We start from the raw sequence: 17737 nt of genomic DNA, 5'->3' as shown, positions 1-17737 counted from the left end.
GACTCCCACCCATCAACCTGGACTCGATGCCCGATGCACCGCCTCAGCGCCCTCACCGATCTGTTGAAGCATCTGTTGAAATGGCTGCTGCTCGCGGCCATCGTGGCCGCGCTGGCAGGGTCGGCCTCGGCCGGCTTCCTGTTCGCCCTGGACTGGGCCACGCGCACGCGCCTGGCGCACGCGTGGCTGATCTGGCTGCTGCCCGTGGCGGGCTTTGCCGTCGGCTGGCTGTATCTGCGCTACGGCAGCAGTGTCGAAGGCGGCGCGAACCTGCTCATCGATGAAATCCACGACCCGAAAAAAATCATCCCCCTGCGCATGGCGCCGCTGGTGCTGGGCGGCACCGTCGTCTCGCATGTATTCGGCGCCTCGGTCGGGCGCGAAGGCACGGCCGTGCAGATGGGCGGCGCGCTGGCCGACCAGCTCACGCGCATGTTTCGCCTGAACAATGAAGACCGGCGCATCATCCTGATGGCCGGCATCAGCGCCGGCTTTGCCTCCGTCTTCGGCACGCCGCTGGCGGGCGCCCTCTTCGGCCTGGAAGTGCTGGCCATCGGCCGCCTGCGCTACGAAGCCATGCTGCCCTGCCTGCTAGCTGCCGTCATCGCCGATCAGATCGGCCTGCTGTGGGGCGTCCAGCACACGCATTACGCCGTACCCGGCATTCCCGCCCTTTCAACCTGGACCTTGTGCGCCATGGTCATCGCGGGCGTGCTGTTCGGCGTAACCGGCAAACTGTTTGCGCAAGCCACGCACGGCTTGAGCGGCTGGATGAAACGCAAGATCGCCTACGCCCCGCTGCGCCCGCTGGCCGGCGGTCTCGTCGTCGCGCTGGCCGTGTGGCTGCTGGGCACGGACAAGTATATCGGCCTGGGCATTCCCACCATCGTCGACGCCCTGCAGGGACCGCTGCCAGCATACGATTTCCTCGCCAAGATGGCGTTCACCATCGTCTCGCTGGGCACGGGCTTCAAGGGCGGCGAAGTGACGCCCCTGTTCTTCATCGGCGCGACCCTGGGCAATGCGCTCGGTGCGCTGCTGCACCAGCCCGCCCCCCTGCTGGCCGCCATCGGTTTTGTTGCCGTCTTCGCGGGCGCCGCCAACACCCCCATCGCCTCGACCCTGATGGCCATGGAACTGTTCGGCGCCGAGATCGGCGTGTACGCGGCCATCGCCTGCGTCGTGGCCTATCTGTTTTCCGGCCACACCGGCATTTACCGGGCGCAACGCAGCGGCCACGCCAAGCGCACGGCCCACAAGGATTCAGCAGACACATGACACAGAATATCTACGACAACGACGCCTTCTTCACGGCCTACAGCCAGCTGCCGCGCTCCACAGGCGGCCTCGACAGCGCGCCCGAATGGCCAGCCCTACGCGCCATGCTGCCCGCGCTGCAAGGGAAACAAGTGCTGGATCTGGGCTGCGGCTATGGCTGGTTCTGCCGCTGGGCTGCCGAGGCTGGCGCGGCGCGGGTGCTGGGCGTGGACGTGTCGGAAAAGATGCTGGCGCAGGCAGCCGGCATGGGAGGACACTCGGCCGTCAGCTATGCCCGGCTGGATCTGGAACAACTGGCCTTGCCACCGGCCGGCTACGACCTCGTCTACAGCTCGCTGGCCTTCCACTACATCGCAGGCTTCGACGCCTTGCTGGCCACCATCCGCCACGGCCTGAAGCCGGGCGGCAAGCTGGTGTTTTCCATCGAGCACCCGATCTTCATGGCCCCGCGCCAGCCCGGCTGGCTGACGGATGCGCAGGGCCGCAAACACTGGCCCGTCGACAGTTACCAGGAGCAAGGCCCGCGCGTGTCCGACTGGCTGGCGCCCGGCGTGATCAAGCAGCACCGCACCCTGGGCACGACCTTGAACGCCTTGCTACGCGCCGGTTTTCAGCTGGAACACGTGGAAGAATGGGGTCCCAGCGACGAACAGATCGCCCGGCAGCCGGCCCTGGCCGAAGAGCGGGAACGACCGATGCTGTTGCTGGTGGGGTGTAACCTGCGCTAGCCCCGGGCCCGCTCGAACAATTTGCCCGCCAGCGCTTCGATATCGCCGCGCATGGCCAGCGCTTCCAGCCAGCGCACCGGGATTGCCTGGGCGCCATAATAGGCGCCGGCAAGCTGACCGACGATGGCGCCGGTCGTATCGGCATCCTCGCCCAGGTTGACGGCGCGCAACACGGCCTCTTCCAGCGTGTCGGTATGGAAGAAGCACCAGAGCGCCGCTTCCAGCGACTCCACGCAATAACCCGTGCCGCGTATCTGCCCTTCCGTCTTGGCGATGAAATTGCCACTGGCCAGCTCCACCAGCCGCGGTTCGGCAGGCCGGTAAGCCACACTGTCCATGAGCGCCTCTTTCGGCGTACCCGCCAGCGCGCTGCACAGCAAGGCGGCGAACAACTGGCAGCTTTCGATCGCTTCCGGCGCCGCGTGGGTCGTGCGCGAGCTATCGGCGGCGTATGCCACGGCCGCCGCCGCATCCGGATAGGCAAACAGCACGACGGGAGCCAGGCGCATGAGCGAGCCATTGCCTGCTGTCATCGGCGCGGTAGAACCACTGTAGGGATTGCCTGTTTCCTGGAAACTGGCCAGCGCGTCCCTGACCGTGCCACCGATATCGAAGCAGGTGCCGGTGGAGCTCAGGTAGCCCCATTGCCACCAGTTCAGATACCTCACCATCTGGTCCGCCGGATCGAACACCCCTTTCAATACCAGGCTCTCGGCCAGGCACAGCGCCATCGAGGTGTCGTCCGTCCACTGTCCCGGCTTCAGGCCGAACGGGCCGCCGCCAGCCATCTCCGTCACGGGCGCGAAGCTGCCGCGCGGGGAAAATTCCACGGTCGTGCCGACGGCGTCGCCGCAGGCCAGCGCCAGCATGGCGCCCAGATAACGATTATTCAAGCTCGATGTGATCATTGCTCTCCATGCAGATGACGTGGCGGATGAAAAAGACATGATAACAAGCTGGACGACAATTCCCCCGCATGGTCTGCGCGCCGATGACAAGGCCATCGGTCCATCCGATTACACCTCGGTACGCCGCAGCGCTCTCTGCCCATACAGGGCCAGCGGCACGGCCCTGGCCCAGCGGTTCGACGACAGCGAAAACGTCAGTGCGCGCACCTGGTGGTACCAGCCAGCGGGCACGTACAGCATGTCGCCCGGCTCGACGAGGCATTCAATCATGGTCGCCTGGCGCGCCAGGGGAAAACGTTCGAAATCGGGCGCCTCCGGGTCGAATGGCGAGCCGAACAGGATGGCATTCGCTTCGCTGGGGTAGAGGAATTCGTCGTGGTGCGGCGGCGATAACACGATGCGCTTGCGGCCCCACACCTGGGCGAAGATATTGTCGTCGTAATCGCAATGCAAGGGCGTCACCGTGCCGGCCGGCCCCACCCAGAAGCGTGGCGGCCCCATCTTGTCAAAATACGTGGGCCAGTGGCACAAACGGTTCAACTCGCGCAATTCCAGGTTGCCCAGGTACGGCGGCAAGGTGTACTTGCCCTCCGCCACCAGATCCAGGTATTGCCCCATTGACATATCCTGCATGGCGCGGTCAGCCGCGAACGCCGTGTTGATGTAGTCGCCCACGCGCGCCCGCACGGGCACGTGGCTGAACTGTTCGCGCAAGATGGCGGGTTCCAGCCGGGATAAGGGCCAGCGCCGCACCAGCCCGCGCATCAGGAAGGGCAAGCCCAGCGCGGCGCGTGCGCGGAAGGCGGCGGCGTCCAGCATGGCCAGGCGCGGCACCTCGGTGATGGTGGGCAAGTCACGCGCCGCCTGCTTGATGGCCTCGCGCATGGCGTCGATGGAGGTGACGCCGCGCACCTGCGCATCCCTGGCTTCGCGTGCCAGCTTGCGCGCCAAGGCCGCTGCGGGCGAACTGAATTCGGCCGGCGGCCTGGGCGGCAAGGCGCGCGGCGATGTGGGGGCGGCCGCCAGCGGGAGCGGCACTTCTTTTTCTACGGACATAAACCTTCTTTGCGATCAGGGCGTCGCACGGCATGGCGCGACAGTGCGCCATTTTAAGCCAGCAAGGTCCGCATGACCTATTCCCCTGACGTATCGACACCTGACAAAACCGTCGCGAGCGGCAGTGATTTGTGGCTAAGAAGCGCAACCGTACTCCAGTACGGTGAGCATCGCAGGCCGCAAAGCGCGACGCGCAGCAGGTTTGGTCAGGTGTCCTCAGACAGGCGTCTTGAAGATGGGATCGACGATGAACTGCTGCGCCTTGATGCGCAAGGTGCGCTCTTCGTCCAGTTCGGCGCGCGTTTCGCCCAGCTCTTCGCGTTCCGCTTCCAGTTCCAGGCGCGCGGCCGCCAGTTCCGTCTCCACGCGCGTCAGGCTTTCCAGCTTCAGCTGGGCCTGGATCAGTTCGGCGCGCGCCGCTTCGGCGGCCTCTTCCAGGCGGGGGATGCCTTCGAGCTTGAATTGCGCCTTGGCCAGGTCCATGCGCGCCTGCTCGGCCGCCTCTTCCAGGCGTGGCAAGCCTTCCAGGCGCAACTGCGCCTTGGCCAGGTCCGTGCGGGCCTGGTTCGCCACCTGCCGCTCGCGTTCGAGTTCCTCGCGCAAGGCTTCCAGCTCGCCCGCCTGCTGGTCGAGCAACTCTTGCTGGCGCTCATTCTCGCTGGCCAGGTCCATCAATTCCTGTTGATTGTCGTTCATCTCGGCTTCATGCGCGCTGTGGCTGGCGCTTAATTCCTGTCCTACATAATCGAGGATGGCTTGCTGCAGCACGGGCGACAGTTCGGCGGCGGCAGCGATCTGGCGTTGCGCGCCGGCCTTGCGGCGCTGCAAGAGCTTGCTGATGGTGCCCAGGCAGGCGCCATTGCCCAGCCGTTCGCGCAAGGCGCGCACCGTGATGGGTTGGCCTTCGCCCGCCATCGCGTCCATTGCCGCATTGATCTGTTCCGCGCTTGTTTTTGCCATTGTCGTGTACTCTTGAATGTTGCCCAGGGCAATCTTGCCCAGGGGCATTATCTTATGCCAGTGGCGGCAAAGCGTAAAGTATTTCTCAATAGAAATTGCAATTGCACAACGGAAGCGTGTGCAAACATGCGGCTTCGGCTGATTTACTCTTCCAGCAAGCCGTTCTCCGTCAGCATATCCTGCACCAGTTCCAGGCGCAGCACGGGATTGTCCTGGCTCAGCAGCAGTTGCTTTTGCATGGCGCTCAGCGACAGCAGCTCGCACCAGCGGTTCGCCACCCAGCCGCACTCGTCGAGCCGGTATGGGGGTTGCAGGGGCATTTGTTCGGGCGGGATCTTTTGCTCCTGCAAGGTGCGGATCAGCGCGCCAAGCGCGTCGGCCACGTTCTGCTGCTCTTGCGGGATGGGGACGGTTTTATCGGGTGGCAAGATTTCGATCCGCGCCACCCACAAGCCGTGCTTCAACTGTTCGCTGGAAACGATGTGAAAGCGCTGCTGGCCCATGCACTTGATTTGCAGCAAGCCCGACAGGGGTGCGGCCCAGTCGACGATGCGCGCCAGCGTGCCCACGGGCGCCAGGGTTTCCTGCTGGCCCGGCTTGCGCACTTCCGCGCCGTCCAGCAGCTGCACCACGCCGAACGGCTGCTCGCCCATGATGCACTGACGTATCATGTCCAGATAGCGTACCTCGAAGATCTGCAGGGGCAGATAGCCATCGGGATACAGCACCGTATTGAGCGGGAACAAAGGTATCGAGGTCATACGCGCATGATGGCACGAATGGCATATCCGTGCAGCGCGCCTTGCCCTGCCTGGCCAACTTCCCCGCTTACTTGTAGAAGCGGCGTTTTTTCGCCCGCTCGGCCGCCTTCGGCGCCAGCACTTTCACGGCCTTTTTCTGGATGGTGCCGCCTGCGGACGTGCCCGGCACTCGGTGCTCGGCCTCGAAACCCGGCTCCTCGTTGCGCTTGAGGATTTGCCGCGTCAGCGCTTCCACGGCCGACAGCAATTCCACCTCGTCGGCGCAGACGAGCGAGATCGCTTCGCCCGAGGCGCCCGCGCGGCCCGTGCGGCCGATGCGGTGAATGTAATCTTCCGCCACAGTGGGCAAGTCGAAATTGACGACGACGGGCAATTGGTCGATATCGAGGCCACGGGCGGCCACGTCCGTGGCCACCAGCACCTGCACCTCGGCCGCCTTGAAGCGGGCCAGCGCGCGCAGGCGGTTCGGCTGGGTCTTGTCGCCGTGAATCGAATCGGCGCGCACGCCCTGCTCCAGCAAGGTATTCACCAGCAGCTCGACACCCTTGCGCGTCTTGACGAAGACCAGGACCTGGCCCCAGCGCTTTTTCTTCAACAGGTGCAAAAACAGTTCCGGCTTGCGTTTCTTGTCGCACACGATGACCGACTGTTTCACGGCCTTGACGGTGCTGTTGCGCGCGCTGACCTCCACCGAGACGGGGTCCTTCAGCATGGTTTTCGCCATGGCGCGGATGGCGTCCGAGAAGGTGGCCGAGAACAGCAGGGTCTGGCGCTGCTTGGGCATGGTCATCAGCAATATATCGAGCTCGCGCTCGAAGCCCAGGTCCAGCATGCGGTCCGCCTCGTCCAGCACCAGGGTCTGCACTTGCTCGAACTTGACGGCGCCCTGCGTCTGCAAGTCCAGCAGGCGGCCCGGCGTGGCCACCAGCACGTCGAGGCCCTTGCGCAGCTTGCTGATCTGCGGCTCGATGGGTACGCCGCCATAGGCGACGAAGCTGCGCAACGGCAAGTTGCCGCCATAGCTGCGGAAACTGGCATAGACTTGCTCGGCCAGTTCGCGCGTGGGTACCAGCACCAGCACGCGCACGCACTGGGGCGCCACCACGCCTTCCAAAGTCAGGCGCTGCAGCAGCGGCACGGCGAAGCCGGCCGTCTTGCCCGTGCCCGTCTGGGCGGCGGCCATCAGGTCGCGTCCGGCCAGGACACAGGGAATCGCCTGCGCCTGCACGGGCGTGGGCTTGGCATAGCCAAGCTCATCGAGTTTGCGGACCAGGGGATCGATCAGGCCGAGGGAGGAAAACGTCATGGGGAAAGCAATCTTGGCAAATGAAAAGGTGGCGCGCACGGACAGGCCGTGCGCGCGATTGCCGAGATTATAGGCCAGCGGGGATGCCGGCCGGGGGTTTTCAACACGAAAAGCCCGCGATCAGAACTTCATTTCCAGGGTCGCGCGCGCCTGCGGCGAACTGGGCGAAATGCTGTTGCGCTGTATCGTGCCGCTGGCGTCCGCATAGATGGTATCGCTTTCGAAGTCTTGCGCCAGCAAGTTCGACACCGCCAGGCGCAGCTGGTTCTTCGCATCGAATTTCCACAGCGCATAAATGTCGAGGTCGCGCCGCGGCGAGGTGTACGCGCTCTGGCGCTCGGTGATGCGCACCGGGCCGCCGTTGCGGAAATTAAAACTGCCGCCCGTGGTCAGCACGCCATCGGGCGTCTTGTAATCGAGACCGAAGTTGCCGCTGACGGGCGTTTGCTGGTCGAGCCGATTGTCCGGCCCCGGCACCTGCTCCACCTGCGACCAGTTGCGGCTGATGCTGGCACGCAAGTCGATGGCGGGCACGGGCGCGGCCAGCACGGCACGCAGCGGGAACTTCGCTTCCAGTTCCAGTGTCTGCGTATTCGCGCGGCCATCGTTGACGGGCGTGGACACCCAGCGGTCATTGATGAACAGCAAGCCCTGGCGCGTATAGCCATCGATGCGGCGGGCCGAGGCGCGCGCGCTGAGCAAGGCGCCTTCGGCCCAGTAGTGCTCGTACGAGGCATCGATGCCCAGCGCCAGCTCCGGTTTCAAATACGGATTGCCTTCGCGGTCGGGGTCGGTCTGGCTATTGTTGGTCGAGGTATTGCGGCGTGGAATCAGGCTCGACGTGGGCTGCGCCTTGTAGGTGCGCGTCAGGGCCAGACGTACCTGGTCGCCCTTGGTATCAGGCAACTTCCACAGGGTTTGCAGCAGCGGGCTCCACACGCTGGTGCGCTGATTCACTTCGTCATAGCTGTCGCCCGCGCTGCGCGTGTCGATGCCTTCCCAGCGCACGCCCGCATACATCGACCAGCGCGGGCTGATTTCCCAGTCGTCCTGCACAAACAGGGCCAGGCGCTCGATGGTGGCGTCGAAACCTTCGTCGCTGTTGACGGGCGCGCGTGCACCCGACGCGCCCAGGGCCGCTTCGCGCTGCCGGCGCGTTTCCTCGCGCTCCGTGTAGGCGCCATCCCAGCCCATCGACAAGGCGTGGCCGGGCAGCAAGGGCGTGGAATACTTGCCGGCCGAACTGACGCCGTTTTCCGTCGCCTTCACGCCCACCTTGCGCTCGAGCGCCAGGCCGCCGCCATCGATAAAGCCTTGCTGCAGGCTGTCGGACGTATTGCGGGCGGCCGAGGCGCCCACTTTCAGTTCCAGCCGGGCGCCGCCAGCCAGTTTGTGCATCCACGTCAAGTCGCTGCGGCCGAAGGCATTGTGGTTGCTGGAGCTGCCCGTATTGGTGTCGTAGTCGGGGCGCAAGCCCTGCTCTGTTTCCGCGCGGCTGACATTGCGATGGTTCGAACGTCCGCCGTTGAAAAAGAATTGCGCCGTCACGTTGTCGCCATTGGCCAGCACCCAGTTCAGGCGCGGCGACAGGTTGACGCCTTCCGGCCGGCCATCGCCGGTGCCGTTCGTGCGGCGCAGCAGGTTTTGCCGGCCATCGGGCGCGTAGCCCAGTTCCAGGCCGGGATTGTCGTAATGGTAGTCATAGCGGAACAGCGAGCCGGCCAGCGAATACGAGAAATTGCCGTCGCGGTCGGACAGCTGCATATTGACGCTGGGCGAAAAGCTCACGTCGCTGCCCTGCACGCCCAGCTTGAGCTCGCGCTGCGCCGTTTTGACGGCCTTTTTCAGCACCACGTTGATGGTACCGGCGATCGACTGCGTGCTGTATTCGGCGCTGGCCGCGTGCAAAATCTCGATGCGTTCGATCACGTCGGGCGACAAGGTGTCGAGCGAAAAACCGGCCGGCGCCCGTTCGCCATTGAGCAATATCTGCGTGTAGCCGCTGCCCAGGCCCCGCATGCGGATTTCGCCGCCCGAGCGCCCGGCCGCGCCGGACACGGTAATGCCGGGCAGGCGCTTGAGCACGTCGGTGACATTCGTGTCGCCATACTTGAGGATTTCCTCGCTGCCCACGACCATCTTGCTGGCCGTATCGTCGCGGCGCGGATCATAGCCGCTGCCCTTGACTTCCACGGTTTGCATGGCGGGCGCGGCGGGTTTGTCCGCCTTGAGCGGCGCAGAGGGGGCAACAGCGGCGTCGGCAGCAGGCGTTTCGGATTGCTGGGCCTGGGCATTCCAGGCAAGTAAAACGGCGGAACAAAGGACGGTAAGGCGAAGGCAACGGCGTGGCATCATGACCTGGCTACAAAAAGTTGGCTGAATAAAAATGGCTAAAAGCTAAAAAACAGGCCGCTGTATTGTGCTGTAATTTTTTCCGAGTGACACAGTTTCCTGAAAATATTTCCTATAGCAAATTAAATTCGGCGGCCGGCTGCGATGCGCCCCCTTGCATACGGCGCATATCATTGCGCGCCACATCGCCGCTATAATGCGTTTTCACCATTGTTCCCATCACCCCGTCAAAGGCTTCCCATCGTGTCTGACCGTCTTGCCGTTTTGCCTCAATATCTGCTGCCCAAGGGAGCGTTGACCAATTTTGCCGGCCGTGTCGCCGGTGCCAAGGGCGGCGCCATGACGACGCGTTTGATCCGCTGGTTCGTCGGCCACTACAACGTCAACATGGATGAGGCGCTGGACCCGGACATCACGCACTACACGAGCTTTAACGACTTTTTCACGCGCGCGCTGCGCCCGGACGCGCGCCCGCTGGCCAAGGCCGACTACGTCTGCCCCGTCGATGGCCGCATCAGCCAGTTCGGCACGATCGACAAGGACCAGATCTTCCAGGCCAAAGGCCACCATTTCAGCACCACGGCCCTGGTGGGCGGCGACGCGGCCCTGGCGGCGCAGTTCGAACATGGCAGCTTCGCCAACCTGTACCTGAGCCCGCGCGACTACCACCGCATCCACATGCCGTGCGACGGCCGCTTGACGCGCATGATTTATGTTCCCGGTGAACTGTTTTCCGTCAACCCGACGACGGCGCGCGGCATTCCCGGCCTGTTCGCCCGCAACGAACGCGTCGTCTGCGTGTTCGACACGGCCAACGGCCCCTTCGTCATGACCCTGGTCGGCGCCACCATCGTCGGCAGCATGGCCACCGTCTGGCACGGCGTCGTCAACCCGCCGCGCACGGGCCAGGTACGCGACTGGAGCTATGCCAACGACAATGTCGTGCTGAAACAGGGCGACGAGCTGGGCCGCTTCCTGCTCGGTTCCACCGTCGTCATGCTGTTCCCCAAAGACACCGTGGCATTCAATGCCAACTGGCAGCCGGCCGGCCCCGTGCAGCTGGGCGAAGTCATGGGCAACCTGCCCAAGTAAATCCGCTGGACGCGCGCCTACACGGGCGCGTCGGTCCGGTACATCTCTTCCATTAAATCCAGGAACGCGCGCGTCTTGGCCGGCATCAAACGCCGGCCAGGAAACACGGCCCAGCCCGTGACCAGCGGGAAACTCCACTCCGGCAGCACGCGCACCAATTCCCCCGTCGCCACATACGCCTTGGCGAAGCGGTCCGTGCTGGCCGCGATGCCCACGCCCGTGCAAGCCATGCGCACCAGCAATTCCGGCGAGTTCGCCAGCAGGCGCACAGGCAAGTCCCGTTCCCACGTCGTCTTGCCGCGGATCAAAGTCCAGTGCACGAGGCCATGCACGGCGCGTGGCAAGCTCAATAAATCGTGGCCGTACAGATCGTCGGGATGCTCGGGCAAGCCGTGCACACTCGTGTATTGCGGCGAGGCATACAGGGCCAGGGTGCTGAACGCCACGCGGCGCGCGGACAGGCTGGCGTCGTCGGGCAAGTTGCCCATGCGGATGGCCAGGTCGAAGTTCTCTTCCAGTAAATCCACGCGGCGCGCCGACAAGTCTAGTTCCAGCGAAATGGCCGGATAACGGCGCACGAATTCGGCCAGCACCTGGCGCATCAGGGTGTCGCCGAAATCGGCCGGCATGGATATGCGCAGCAAGCCGCTGGGACCCGCCTGGCGGTGCTGGGCCAGCGCGCCGGCCGCCTCCGTTTCTTCCACCACCTTGCGCGCATGCTCGAGCAGGCTGGCGCCAAACTCCGTCAGCGCCAGCTTGCGCGTGGTGCGCAGCAGCAGCCGTTCGCCCAATTTCGCTTCCAGCTGCGAGATGCGCCGCGACAGGGTCGACTTGGGCAAGTCCACGCGCACGGCGGCACGCGAGAAACTGCCGCATTCGACGACGCGGGCAAACAGCAGCAAATCTCCGGGATCGATATCCATATATTTACCTGTAAACTCAATTGTTCCATGAGTGGATTAATGTTATCCATTTTAACGGCTTCCGCATCAATTTTGGAATTGCTATAGTTCATCCATCGCAAGACACCTCACCACGGAGAAAACAAGATGAACATCCTGCAAATCAATTCCAGCGCCCGCAGCACCGGTTCCGCCTCGACCCGCCTGGCTGACGCCATCGTCGCCCGCGTGCAAGCGGCCAATCCACAAGCAAGCCTGGTGCGCCGCGACCTGGCCGCCGCACCGCACCCTGTGCTCGACGAGCCCACCCTGCAAGCGCTGTTCACCCCAGCCGACAAGCGTACGCCGGAACAAGCGGCCCGCATCGCCCTGGACGACGCGCTGATTGCGCAAGTGCAAGCGGCTGACGTCATCGTCATCGGCGCGCCGATGTACAACTTCGGCATCACCGTGCAACTGAAAAGCTGGTTCGACGCGATTGCCCGCGCCAACGTCACCTTCAAGTACACGGAAAACGGCCCCGTTGGCCTCTTGACCGGCAAGAAAGTCTACGTGGGCCTGTCCCGCGGCGGCTTGCACCGCGACAGCGCCAACGATAGCCAGGTGCCTTACCTGAACACCATGTTCGGATTCCTCGGCCTGACCGACGTGCAGTACGTTTATTCGGAAGGCATGGGCATGGGCCCGGAAGCCGTGGCCAAGGCGCAAGCGCAGGCGGACGCCGAGATCAACGCGATCCTGGTGTAATCACAGCAGTGAAAGGGGCGGCGCAGTGGCGCCGTCCTGGTCTAGAGGAGAGAACAATGAGCGACATCACCACCGTCAACAAGCCACGCACCGTCGAGCGCGTGATCGCCGGCCAGGCCGTCATGGATGGCGCCGGCGTGAAGATCAACCGCGTGCTGACGCAGCAGTTGCAGCGCCGCCTCGACCCGTTCTTGATGCTCGACAACTTTGCCAGCGACCAGCCGAACGACTATATCGCCGGCTTCCCCGAGCATCCGCACCGCGGTTTCGAAACGGTGTCGTACATGATCACGGGGCGCATGCGCCACAAGGACAGCGCGGGCCACGAAGGCTTGCTGACGTCGGGCGGCGTGCAATGGATGACGGCCGGCAGCGGCGTGATCCACTCGGAAATGCCGGAGCAGGAAGCAGGCGTGATGGAAGGTTTTCAACTGTGGCTGAACCTGCCCGCGCGCGACAAGATGCGCACGCCGTGGTACCGCGATTTCACGAGCGAGGAAATCCCCCGCTACACGACGGACGCGGGCGTGGCCGTGCAAGTGATCGCCGGCCAGAGCCATGGCGTGACGGGCGCCGTGCAGCGCGAGCTGACGGAACCGCTGTACCTCGACATCGACTTGCCGGCCGGCGCCAGCTTCGAGCAACCCTTGCCGCCAGGCCATAACGCCTTCCTGTATACGTTCCGTGGCGAAGTGCAAGTCGATGGCAAGGCCGTGCCCGCCCTGCGCATGGCGATCTTCGCCAACACGCCTGGCAGCGACGGCGTGCGCATCGAGGCGCCGCAAGGCGGCCGCGTGATCCTCGCCGCCGGCCAGCCGCTGAATGAACCGATCGCACAGTACGGCCCGTTTGTCATGAATACCCAGGCGGAAGTGTTCCAGGCCGTACAGGATTTCCGTGAAGGCAAGTTTGGCGAGACGGCCACGCAGTAACATGATGTGTATCAGGAGAAATCTGCAGCGCCTCCGGGCCTGCAGGTTTTTTGTCGTGCCGACTACCTTGTTGCTTTTCAATTACACTGACGGCAACATCATTCCACAAAGCACTCCATGTCCCAGATGCACGACTCCACCGAACACGACGCCACCCATTTGCACGCCCACAGGAAAGGCGACGCCGAGCACACCCATTCGTTCGAGGGGCGCAGCCAGAGCATCCTCGCGTGGGCGCTGGGGCTGACCCTGTCGTTTGCCGGCATCGAGGTGGCGGCCGGCTTCCTGTCCAATTCGCTGGCCCTGATTTCCGACGCGGGCCACATGGTCACGGACGCGGCCGCGCTGGGCCTGGCCTTGCTGGCGCAGATCATCGCGCGCCGCCCGCCCTCGCCGCGCCATTCGTTCGGCTTTGGCCGCGCCGAAGCGCTGGCCGCCTTCGTCAACGGCCTGGCCATGCTGTGCGTGGTGGGCTGGATCTGCTATGAAGCCGTGCTGCGCTTTTCCGCCCCGCAACCCGTCAAGGGCGGCATGGTCTTCATCGTCGCCTTCATCGGCCTGGCGATCAATATCGTCGTGGCGTGGGTCTTGTCGAAAGACAAGCAAAGCGTGAACACGCGCGCCGCCCTCGTGCACGTGATGGGAGACTTGCTCGGCTCGGTCGCCGCCATCATCGCCGGCGCCGTGATCTATTTTACGGGCTGGATGCAGATCGACCCGCTGCTGTCCGTGCTGGTCTCGCTGCTGATTTTAAAGTCGACGTTTGGCGTGCTGCGCGAGTCCTACCACTTCCTGATGGAAGGCGTGCCCATGCACATCGATTACATCGAGGTGGGCACGGACGTGGAACAAGTGGACGGCGTGATTGCCGTGCACGATCTGCACGTGTGGGACATGTCGCCGGGCCAGCCGGCCCTGATCGGCCACGTGGAAATCCAGCACCTCGACCAGTGGCCGAAGGTCTTGCGCGCGATCAAGAAGATGCTGCTGGCCAAGCATGGCATCGACCACATCACCCTGCAGCCGGAGACGGCGGCGATGGCGGGCTTGCATGCGGGCGACAAGACGCATTGACAGGGAGACGTGGGAATCCGCGCCGGATTCCCACGGATAAGCTAACTTCTTCTTGCCTCAAGCACGCCACTGACGTCCTTGATCACATTAAGCGCCTTCAACAACTGCGCCGTCGAACTGATCTCGGCCGTAAACGTCATGCGGGCCTGGCCCTTGGCGCTTTGGGTATTGACGCCGATGACGTTGATCTTTTCGCGCGAAAAGATTTCGGAGATGTCGCGCAGCAAGCCCTGGCGGTCGCCGGCGAGAATGAAAATGTCGACCGGATACACGGTATCGTGCCCGCCCGTGCTGCCCCACTCCGTGAAGATCACGCGCTCGGGCGCCTTGGCGCGCATTTCCTCGAAATTCTTGCACGTGGCGCGGTGGATCGAGACGCCCTTGCCGCGCGTCACGAAGCCGACGATGCTGTCGGGTGGCGCCGGCTTGCAGCACTTGGCCAGCACCGTCATCAAGCCTTCGGTGCCCACCACCAGCACGCCGGACTTGGCGCCCTGCTCCACGCTCGAGGCGCGGCTCTTGCCGACCAGCACGGCGTCTTCCGGCACCACCACTTCGCCATTGTCGTGCAGCGCCTGCTCCACGTGGCGCAGGCTGAATTCATCCTTGCCCACCGACAGGAACAGCTCGTCGACTTTCGCAAAGCCCAGCTTTTGCGCCAGCGCTTCCAGATTGACGGCCGTCTTGCCTTCGCGCTGCAGCGATTTTTCCACCAGCGCGCGGCCGTGGGCCAGGGTTTCCTGCATGTCGATGGCATGGAACCACGCGCGGATCTTCGAGCGTGTGCGCGTGCTGACGGCGTAGCCGGCGCTGAGCCAGTCGCGCGACGGCCCGGCCGTGCCCGGCGCGCCCTTGGCCGTGATGATTTCGCAGGTCTGGCCGTTTTTCAATTGCGTATTCAGGGGCACCATGATGCCGTCGACCTTGGCCCCGCGGCAGCGGTGACCCACGTCCGTATGCAGGTGATACGCGAAATCGACGGGCGTGGCGCCCACGGGCAATTCCAGCACGCGCGCCTGCGGCGTCATGACGAAGATGCGGTCGTCCAAGGTGGCCGATTTGAGCTTTTCCACCCATTCGCGCTGGATTTCTTCCTGCCCCACGACGGCGTCGGCCACTTCCGTTTTCCAGGCCAGCAACTGGCGCAGCCAGGCGATCTTTTCGTCGTATTTCTGGCCGGCAAAGTTCGAGCCGCCCTCTTCCTTGTAGCGCCAGTGCGCGGCCACGCCGTATTCGGCAAAGCTGTGCATTTCGTTCGTGCGGATTTGCACTTCCAGCGGACGGCCATCCTCGGCCGTCACCACCGTGTGCAGCGACTGATAGCCATTGGGTTTCGGCCGCGAAATGTAATCGTCGAATTCTTTCGGGATGGGGGTCCAGATATTGTGGACCACGCCCAGCACCGTGTAGCAAGTTTTCACGTCGGCGACGATGACGCGGAAGGCGCGCACGTCGTACAGGGCCGTAAAGTCCAGCTCCTTGCCGCGCATCTTGTTCCAGATGCTGTAAATGTGTTTCGGGCGGCCAAACACTTCCGCCTGGATACCGGCCGAGGCCAGTTCCGTCTGCAGGCGCAGAATCGCCGAGGAGACGAAGCCCTCGCGCATCATGCGCTTTTCTTCCAGCATCTTGGCGATGCGTTTATACGCTTCCGGCTCGATGAAGCGGAACGACAAATCTTCCAGTTCCCACTTCAGCTGCCAGATACCGAGGCGGTTGGCCAGCGGCGCGTACAGGTCCAAGGTTTCCTTGCCGTATTCACGCGTCATTTCGTTGAACAGTTTTAGTTCGGCAAAGTAACGCAAGGTCGTCACGCAGGCGGCCAGGCGCACCAGCACGACACGCATGTCGGAAGCCATCGCCAGCAACATCTTGCGCAAGGTTTCCACCTGGGCCACGGCTTGTTGCGCCGCATTCTTGCCACGCCCGGCTGCGCTGCCGTGCTGCGCCTGGGTCAGCGCGCGCAAGCGGATCAGCTGGCGCACGCCTGTCGCCAGGTCGCACACCTGCTTGCCGAAGCGCGGCTCGATATCGGCCGCCGTGTCCGGTTCCAGCAGGGTCAGCTCGAACATCAGGCCGGCGATGCGCGTTTCCGCATCGCTGCGCAGGAAAGCGAGGGTGGTGGCCACGCCGAGAGCGAACTCCAGCGCGGAGCGACCGGCAAAGGTCTGTTTGTCGCCATAGGCTTCGGTGGCATATGCGAGCGCATCCAGCACGCGCGCGCTGTCCGGCGCACTCAAGCCCTCTACCAGTTGTTCCGAGGTGACGCTATTCGGGGCCGAGATGGAAACCATGTGATACCTTCAACTTATTAACGTGATGACTTAGCGTTCTGCAGCGATGATGACGATTTCAACCAGGCATGCCGGATTGGCCAACTTCGCCTCCACCGTGGCGCGTGGCGGCGTGTGGCTTGATGCGACCCAGTCGTCCCACACTTCATTCATGCCGTCGAAATCCTTCATGTCGGCGATGTAGATCTGGCACGACAGGATGCAAGTCTTGTCGCTGCCCGCTTCCATCAGCAAACGGTCGACGTGACCGAGCACTTCGCGCGTCTGGCCGACGATGCCCTGCGTGGTGTCTTCCGCGATCTGGCCCGCCAGGTAGATGGTGTTGTTGTGTATCGCTACTTCAGAGAGGCGTTTGCCTACGTGCAGTCGTGTAATTTCCATGCTTCTTCTTTCAGTTGTTTCAAAATCTGTACAGCGTTATTGCTTGTATTCCTCGCCCACCATTACTTGCCCAGCAAAAACTTGCGCGCGATGGCGATCTGGTCGTCGTGGACGAAGGTGGGCGCATGGCCCACGCCGGCGATTTCCACCAGCTCCGCCTTCGGACCGCGGCCCAGCATGCGCGTGGCCGTTTCATGCGACAGCAAATCGGATTCCGAGCCGCGCACCAGCAAGGTGGGGCAGCGCACGGCGTCATACGCGGCCCACAGCATGGCTTCGTCGCTGGCCGCCGATTCCGGCGTGGCCGAGCGGAACGGCATGGCCAGGCCCATATCGTAGTGGCGGCGCCAGTGGCCGTCCTTGTCTTGCCGCAATACATCCACCGCCAGTTTATGCCATTCCGCGTCCGTGTGCGGGCCGAAGCTGGCGGACACGTCGCGCACAAACTTGGCGCCTTGCTCGAATGTCTCGAAACGCAAGTCCTGGCCGATGTAGTCGCCGATGCGCTGCAAGGCTTCCGGCGCCAGGGTCGGGCCGATATCGTTCAGCACCAGCTTGCTGATCGGGCTGTCCGGCAACGATGCCAGGCCCAGGCCGATCAAGCCACCCATCGAGGTGCCGAACCAGTCCACCGTCTGGCGCTCGCCATTGGCCAGCACGCGCGCCAGCAGGGTCACCATATCGCTCACATACTGCGGCACGCGGTAAAACTGCGGGTTGGCCAGCCAGCCCGAGCGCCCGCGCCCGACCACGTCGGGGCAGATCACGCGGTAATCGCTGGCCATGGCGCGCGCCAGGTTGTCGAAGTCGTCGGCCACGCGCGTCACGCCATGGGCGCAGACGAGCACGTTCGGATTGTCCGCCGCGCCCCACTCCTTGTACGACATGGTGTGCAAGCCTGCGGGGGAGATACATTGCACTGACTTGATGCTCGCTTCGATCATGCGATTTCCTTATTCGATATAA

Annotated in this window: 16 protein-coding genes; 6 read left to right on the top strand and 10 right to left on the bottom strand. The window is 63.8% G+C overall.

Going from position 1 to position 17737, the window contains the following annotated elements; all coding sequences use genetic code 11:
* Positions 1 to 33: 33 nt before the first annotated feature.
* Together GCN78_RS16335 and GCN78_RS16330 are read left to right on the top strand one after the other, a co-directional pair.
* Complete coding sequence (locus GCN78_RS16335) at positions 34 to 1278, top strand: voltage-gated chloride channel family protein (protein ID WP_152252632.1); 1245 nt, start codon at positions 34 to 36, stop codon at positions 1276 to 1278.
* Positions 1275 to 2006 (top strand): class I SAM-dependent methyltransferase, encoded by a 732-nt coding sequence (locus GCN78_RS16330; protein WP_152252631.1) that lies wholly within the window; start codon positions 1275 to 1277, stop codon positions 2004 to 2006. The genes GCN78_RS16335 and GCN78_RS16330 overlap by 4 nt, the downstream gene beginning before the upstream one ends.
* Here the strand turns inward: GCN78_RS16330 and GCN78_RS16325 are convergent.
* The 6 genes from GCN78_RS16325 to GCN78_RS16300 form a co-directional block, all read right to left on the bottom strand.
* Positions 2003 to 2914, bottom strand: a complete 912-nt coding sequence (locus GCN78_RS16325) for an ADP-ribosylglycohydrolase family protein (RefSeq protein ID WP_226939669.1) — start codon at positions 2912 to 2914, stop codon at positions 2003 to 2005. The two genes, GCN78_RS16330 and GCN78_RS16325, sit on opposite strands and share 4 nt — an antisense overlap.
* Before the next feature lie 108 nt (positions 2915 to 3022).
* On the bottom strand, positions 3023 to 3970 hold the full coding sequence (locus tag GCN78_RS16320; protein ID WP_152252630.1) for a cupin-like domain-containing protein: 948 nt from the start codon (positions 3968 to 3970) through the stop codon (positions 3023 to 3025).
* 216 nt (positions 3971 to 4186) lie between these two features.
* Positions 4187 to 4930, bottom strand: a complete 744-nt coding sequence (locus tag GCN78_RS16315) for a DNA-binding protein (RefSeq protein WP_152252629.1) — start codon at positions 4928 to 4930, stop codon at positions 4187 to 4189.
* Positions 4931 to 5073: 143 nt separating this feature from the next.
* Positions 5074 to 5691 (bottom strand): LON peptidase substrate-binding domain-containing protein, encoded by a 618-nt coding sequence (locus tag GCN78_RS16310; protein WP_152252628.1) that lies wholly within the window; start codon positions 5689 to 5691, stop codon positions 5074 to 5076.
* A gap of 67 nt (positions 5692 to 5758) precedes the next feature.
* The gene (locus GCN78_RS16305) at positions 5759 to 6997 is read right to left on the bottom strand and encodes a DEAD/DEAH box helicase (RefSeq protein ID WP_152252627.1); all 1239 of its coding nucleotides are present in this window, start codon (positions 6995 to 6997) and stop codon (positions 5759 to 5761) included.
* A gap of 120 nt (positions 6998 to 7117) precedes the next feature.
* Complete coding sequence (locus tag GCN78_RS16300) at positions 7118 to 9199, bottom strand: TonB-dependent receptor plug domain-containing protein (protein ID WP_226939668.1); 2082 nt, start codon at positions 9197 to 9199, stop codon at positions 7118 to 7120.
* Positions 9200 to 9592: 393 nt separating this feature from the next.
* On the opposite strand from GCN78_RS16300, the gene asd reads away from it, so the two are divergent.
* Positions 9593 to 10441: an archaetidylserine decarboxylase gene (gene asd, locus GCN78_RS16295; RefSeq protein ID WP_152252626.1), complete on the top strand. Its 849-nt coding sequence runs from the start codon at positions 9593 to 9595 to the stop codon at positions 10439 to 10441.
* Between the two features lie 17 nt (positions 10442 to 10458).
* Here asd and GCN78_RS16290 read toward each other — a convergent pair whose 3' ends face one another.
* Complete coding sequence (locus GCN78_RS16290; RefSeq protein ID WP_152252625.1) at positions 10459 to 11364, bottom strand: LysR family transcriptional regulator; 906 nt, start codon at positions 11362 to 11364, stop codon at positions 10459 to 10461.
* Between the two features lie 126 nt (positions 11365 to 11490).
* Here GCN78_RS16290 and GCN78_RS16285 point away from each other — a divergent pair, with 126 nt between their 5' ends.
* From GCN78_RS16285 to GCN78_RS16275, 3 genes are all read left to right on the top strand, one after another.
* Positions 11491 to 12090, top strand: a complete 600-nt coding sequence (locus GCN78_RS16285) for an FMN-dependent NADH-azoreductase (protein ID WP_131685955.1) — start codon at positions 11491 to 11493, stop codon at positions 12088 to 12090.
* 56 nt (positions 12091 to 12146) lie between these two features.
* Positions 12147 to 13022, top strand: coding sequence for a pirin family protein (locus GCN78_RS16280; RefSeq protein ID WP_152252624.1), 876 nt, complete (start codon positions 12147 to 12149; stop codon positions 13020 to 13022).
* A gap of 117 nt (positions 13023 to 13139) precedes the next feature.
* On the top strand, positions 13140 to 14096 hold the full coding sequence (locus tag GCN78_RS16275) for a cation diffusion facilitator family transporter (protein WP_226939667.1): 957 nt from the start codon (positions 13140 to 13142) through the stop codon (positions 14094 to 14096).
* A 41-nt stretch (positions 14097 to 14137) separates the two neighbouring features.
* Here the strand turns inward: GCN78_RS16275 and GCN78_RS16270 are convergent, their stop codons facing one another.
* From GCN78_RS16270 to GCN78_RS16260, 3 genes are all read right to left on the bottom strand, one after another.
* Entirely contained in the window at positions 14138 to 16390 is a 2253-nt protein-coding gene (locus GCN78_RS16270; RefSeq protein WP_152252623.1) for a RelA/SpoT family protein, read from the bottom strand.
* Between the two features lie 30 nt (positions 16391 to 16420).
* On the bottom strand, positions 16421 to 16771 hold the full coding sequence (locus GCN78_RS16265; protein ID WP_152252622.1) for a RidA family protein: 351 nt from the start codon (positions 16769 to 16771) through the stop codon (positions 16421 to 16423).
* A 62-nt stretch (positions 16772 to 16833) separates the two neighbouring features.
* Positions 16834 to 17715 (bottom strand): alpha/beta fold hydrolase, encoded by an 882-nt coding sequence (locus GCN78_RS16260; protein ID WP_152252621.1) that lies wholly within the window; start codon positions 17713 to 17715, stop codon positions 16834 to 16836.
* Positions 17716 to 17737 lie beyond the last annotated feature (22 nt).

The organism is Janthinobacterium rivuli, from assembly GCF_009208735.1.
GTDB lineage: Bacteria > Pseudomonadota > Gammaproteobacteria > Burkholderiales > Burkholderiaceae_D > Janthinobacterium.
Note: the sequence above shows the minus strand (reverse complement) of the source record. Positions and strands in the feature narration are given on the sequence as shown.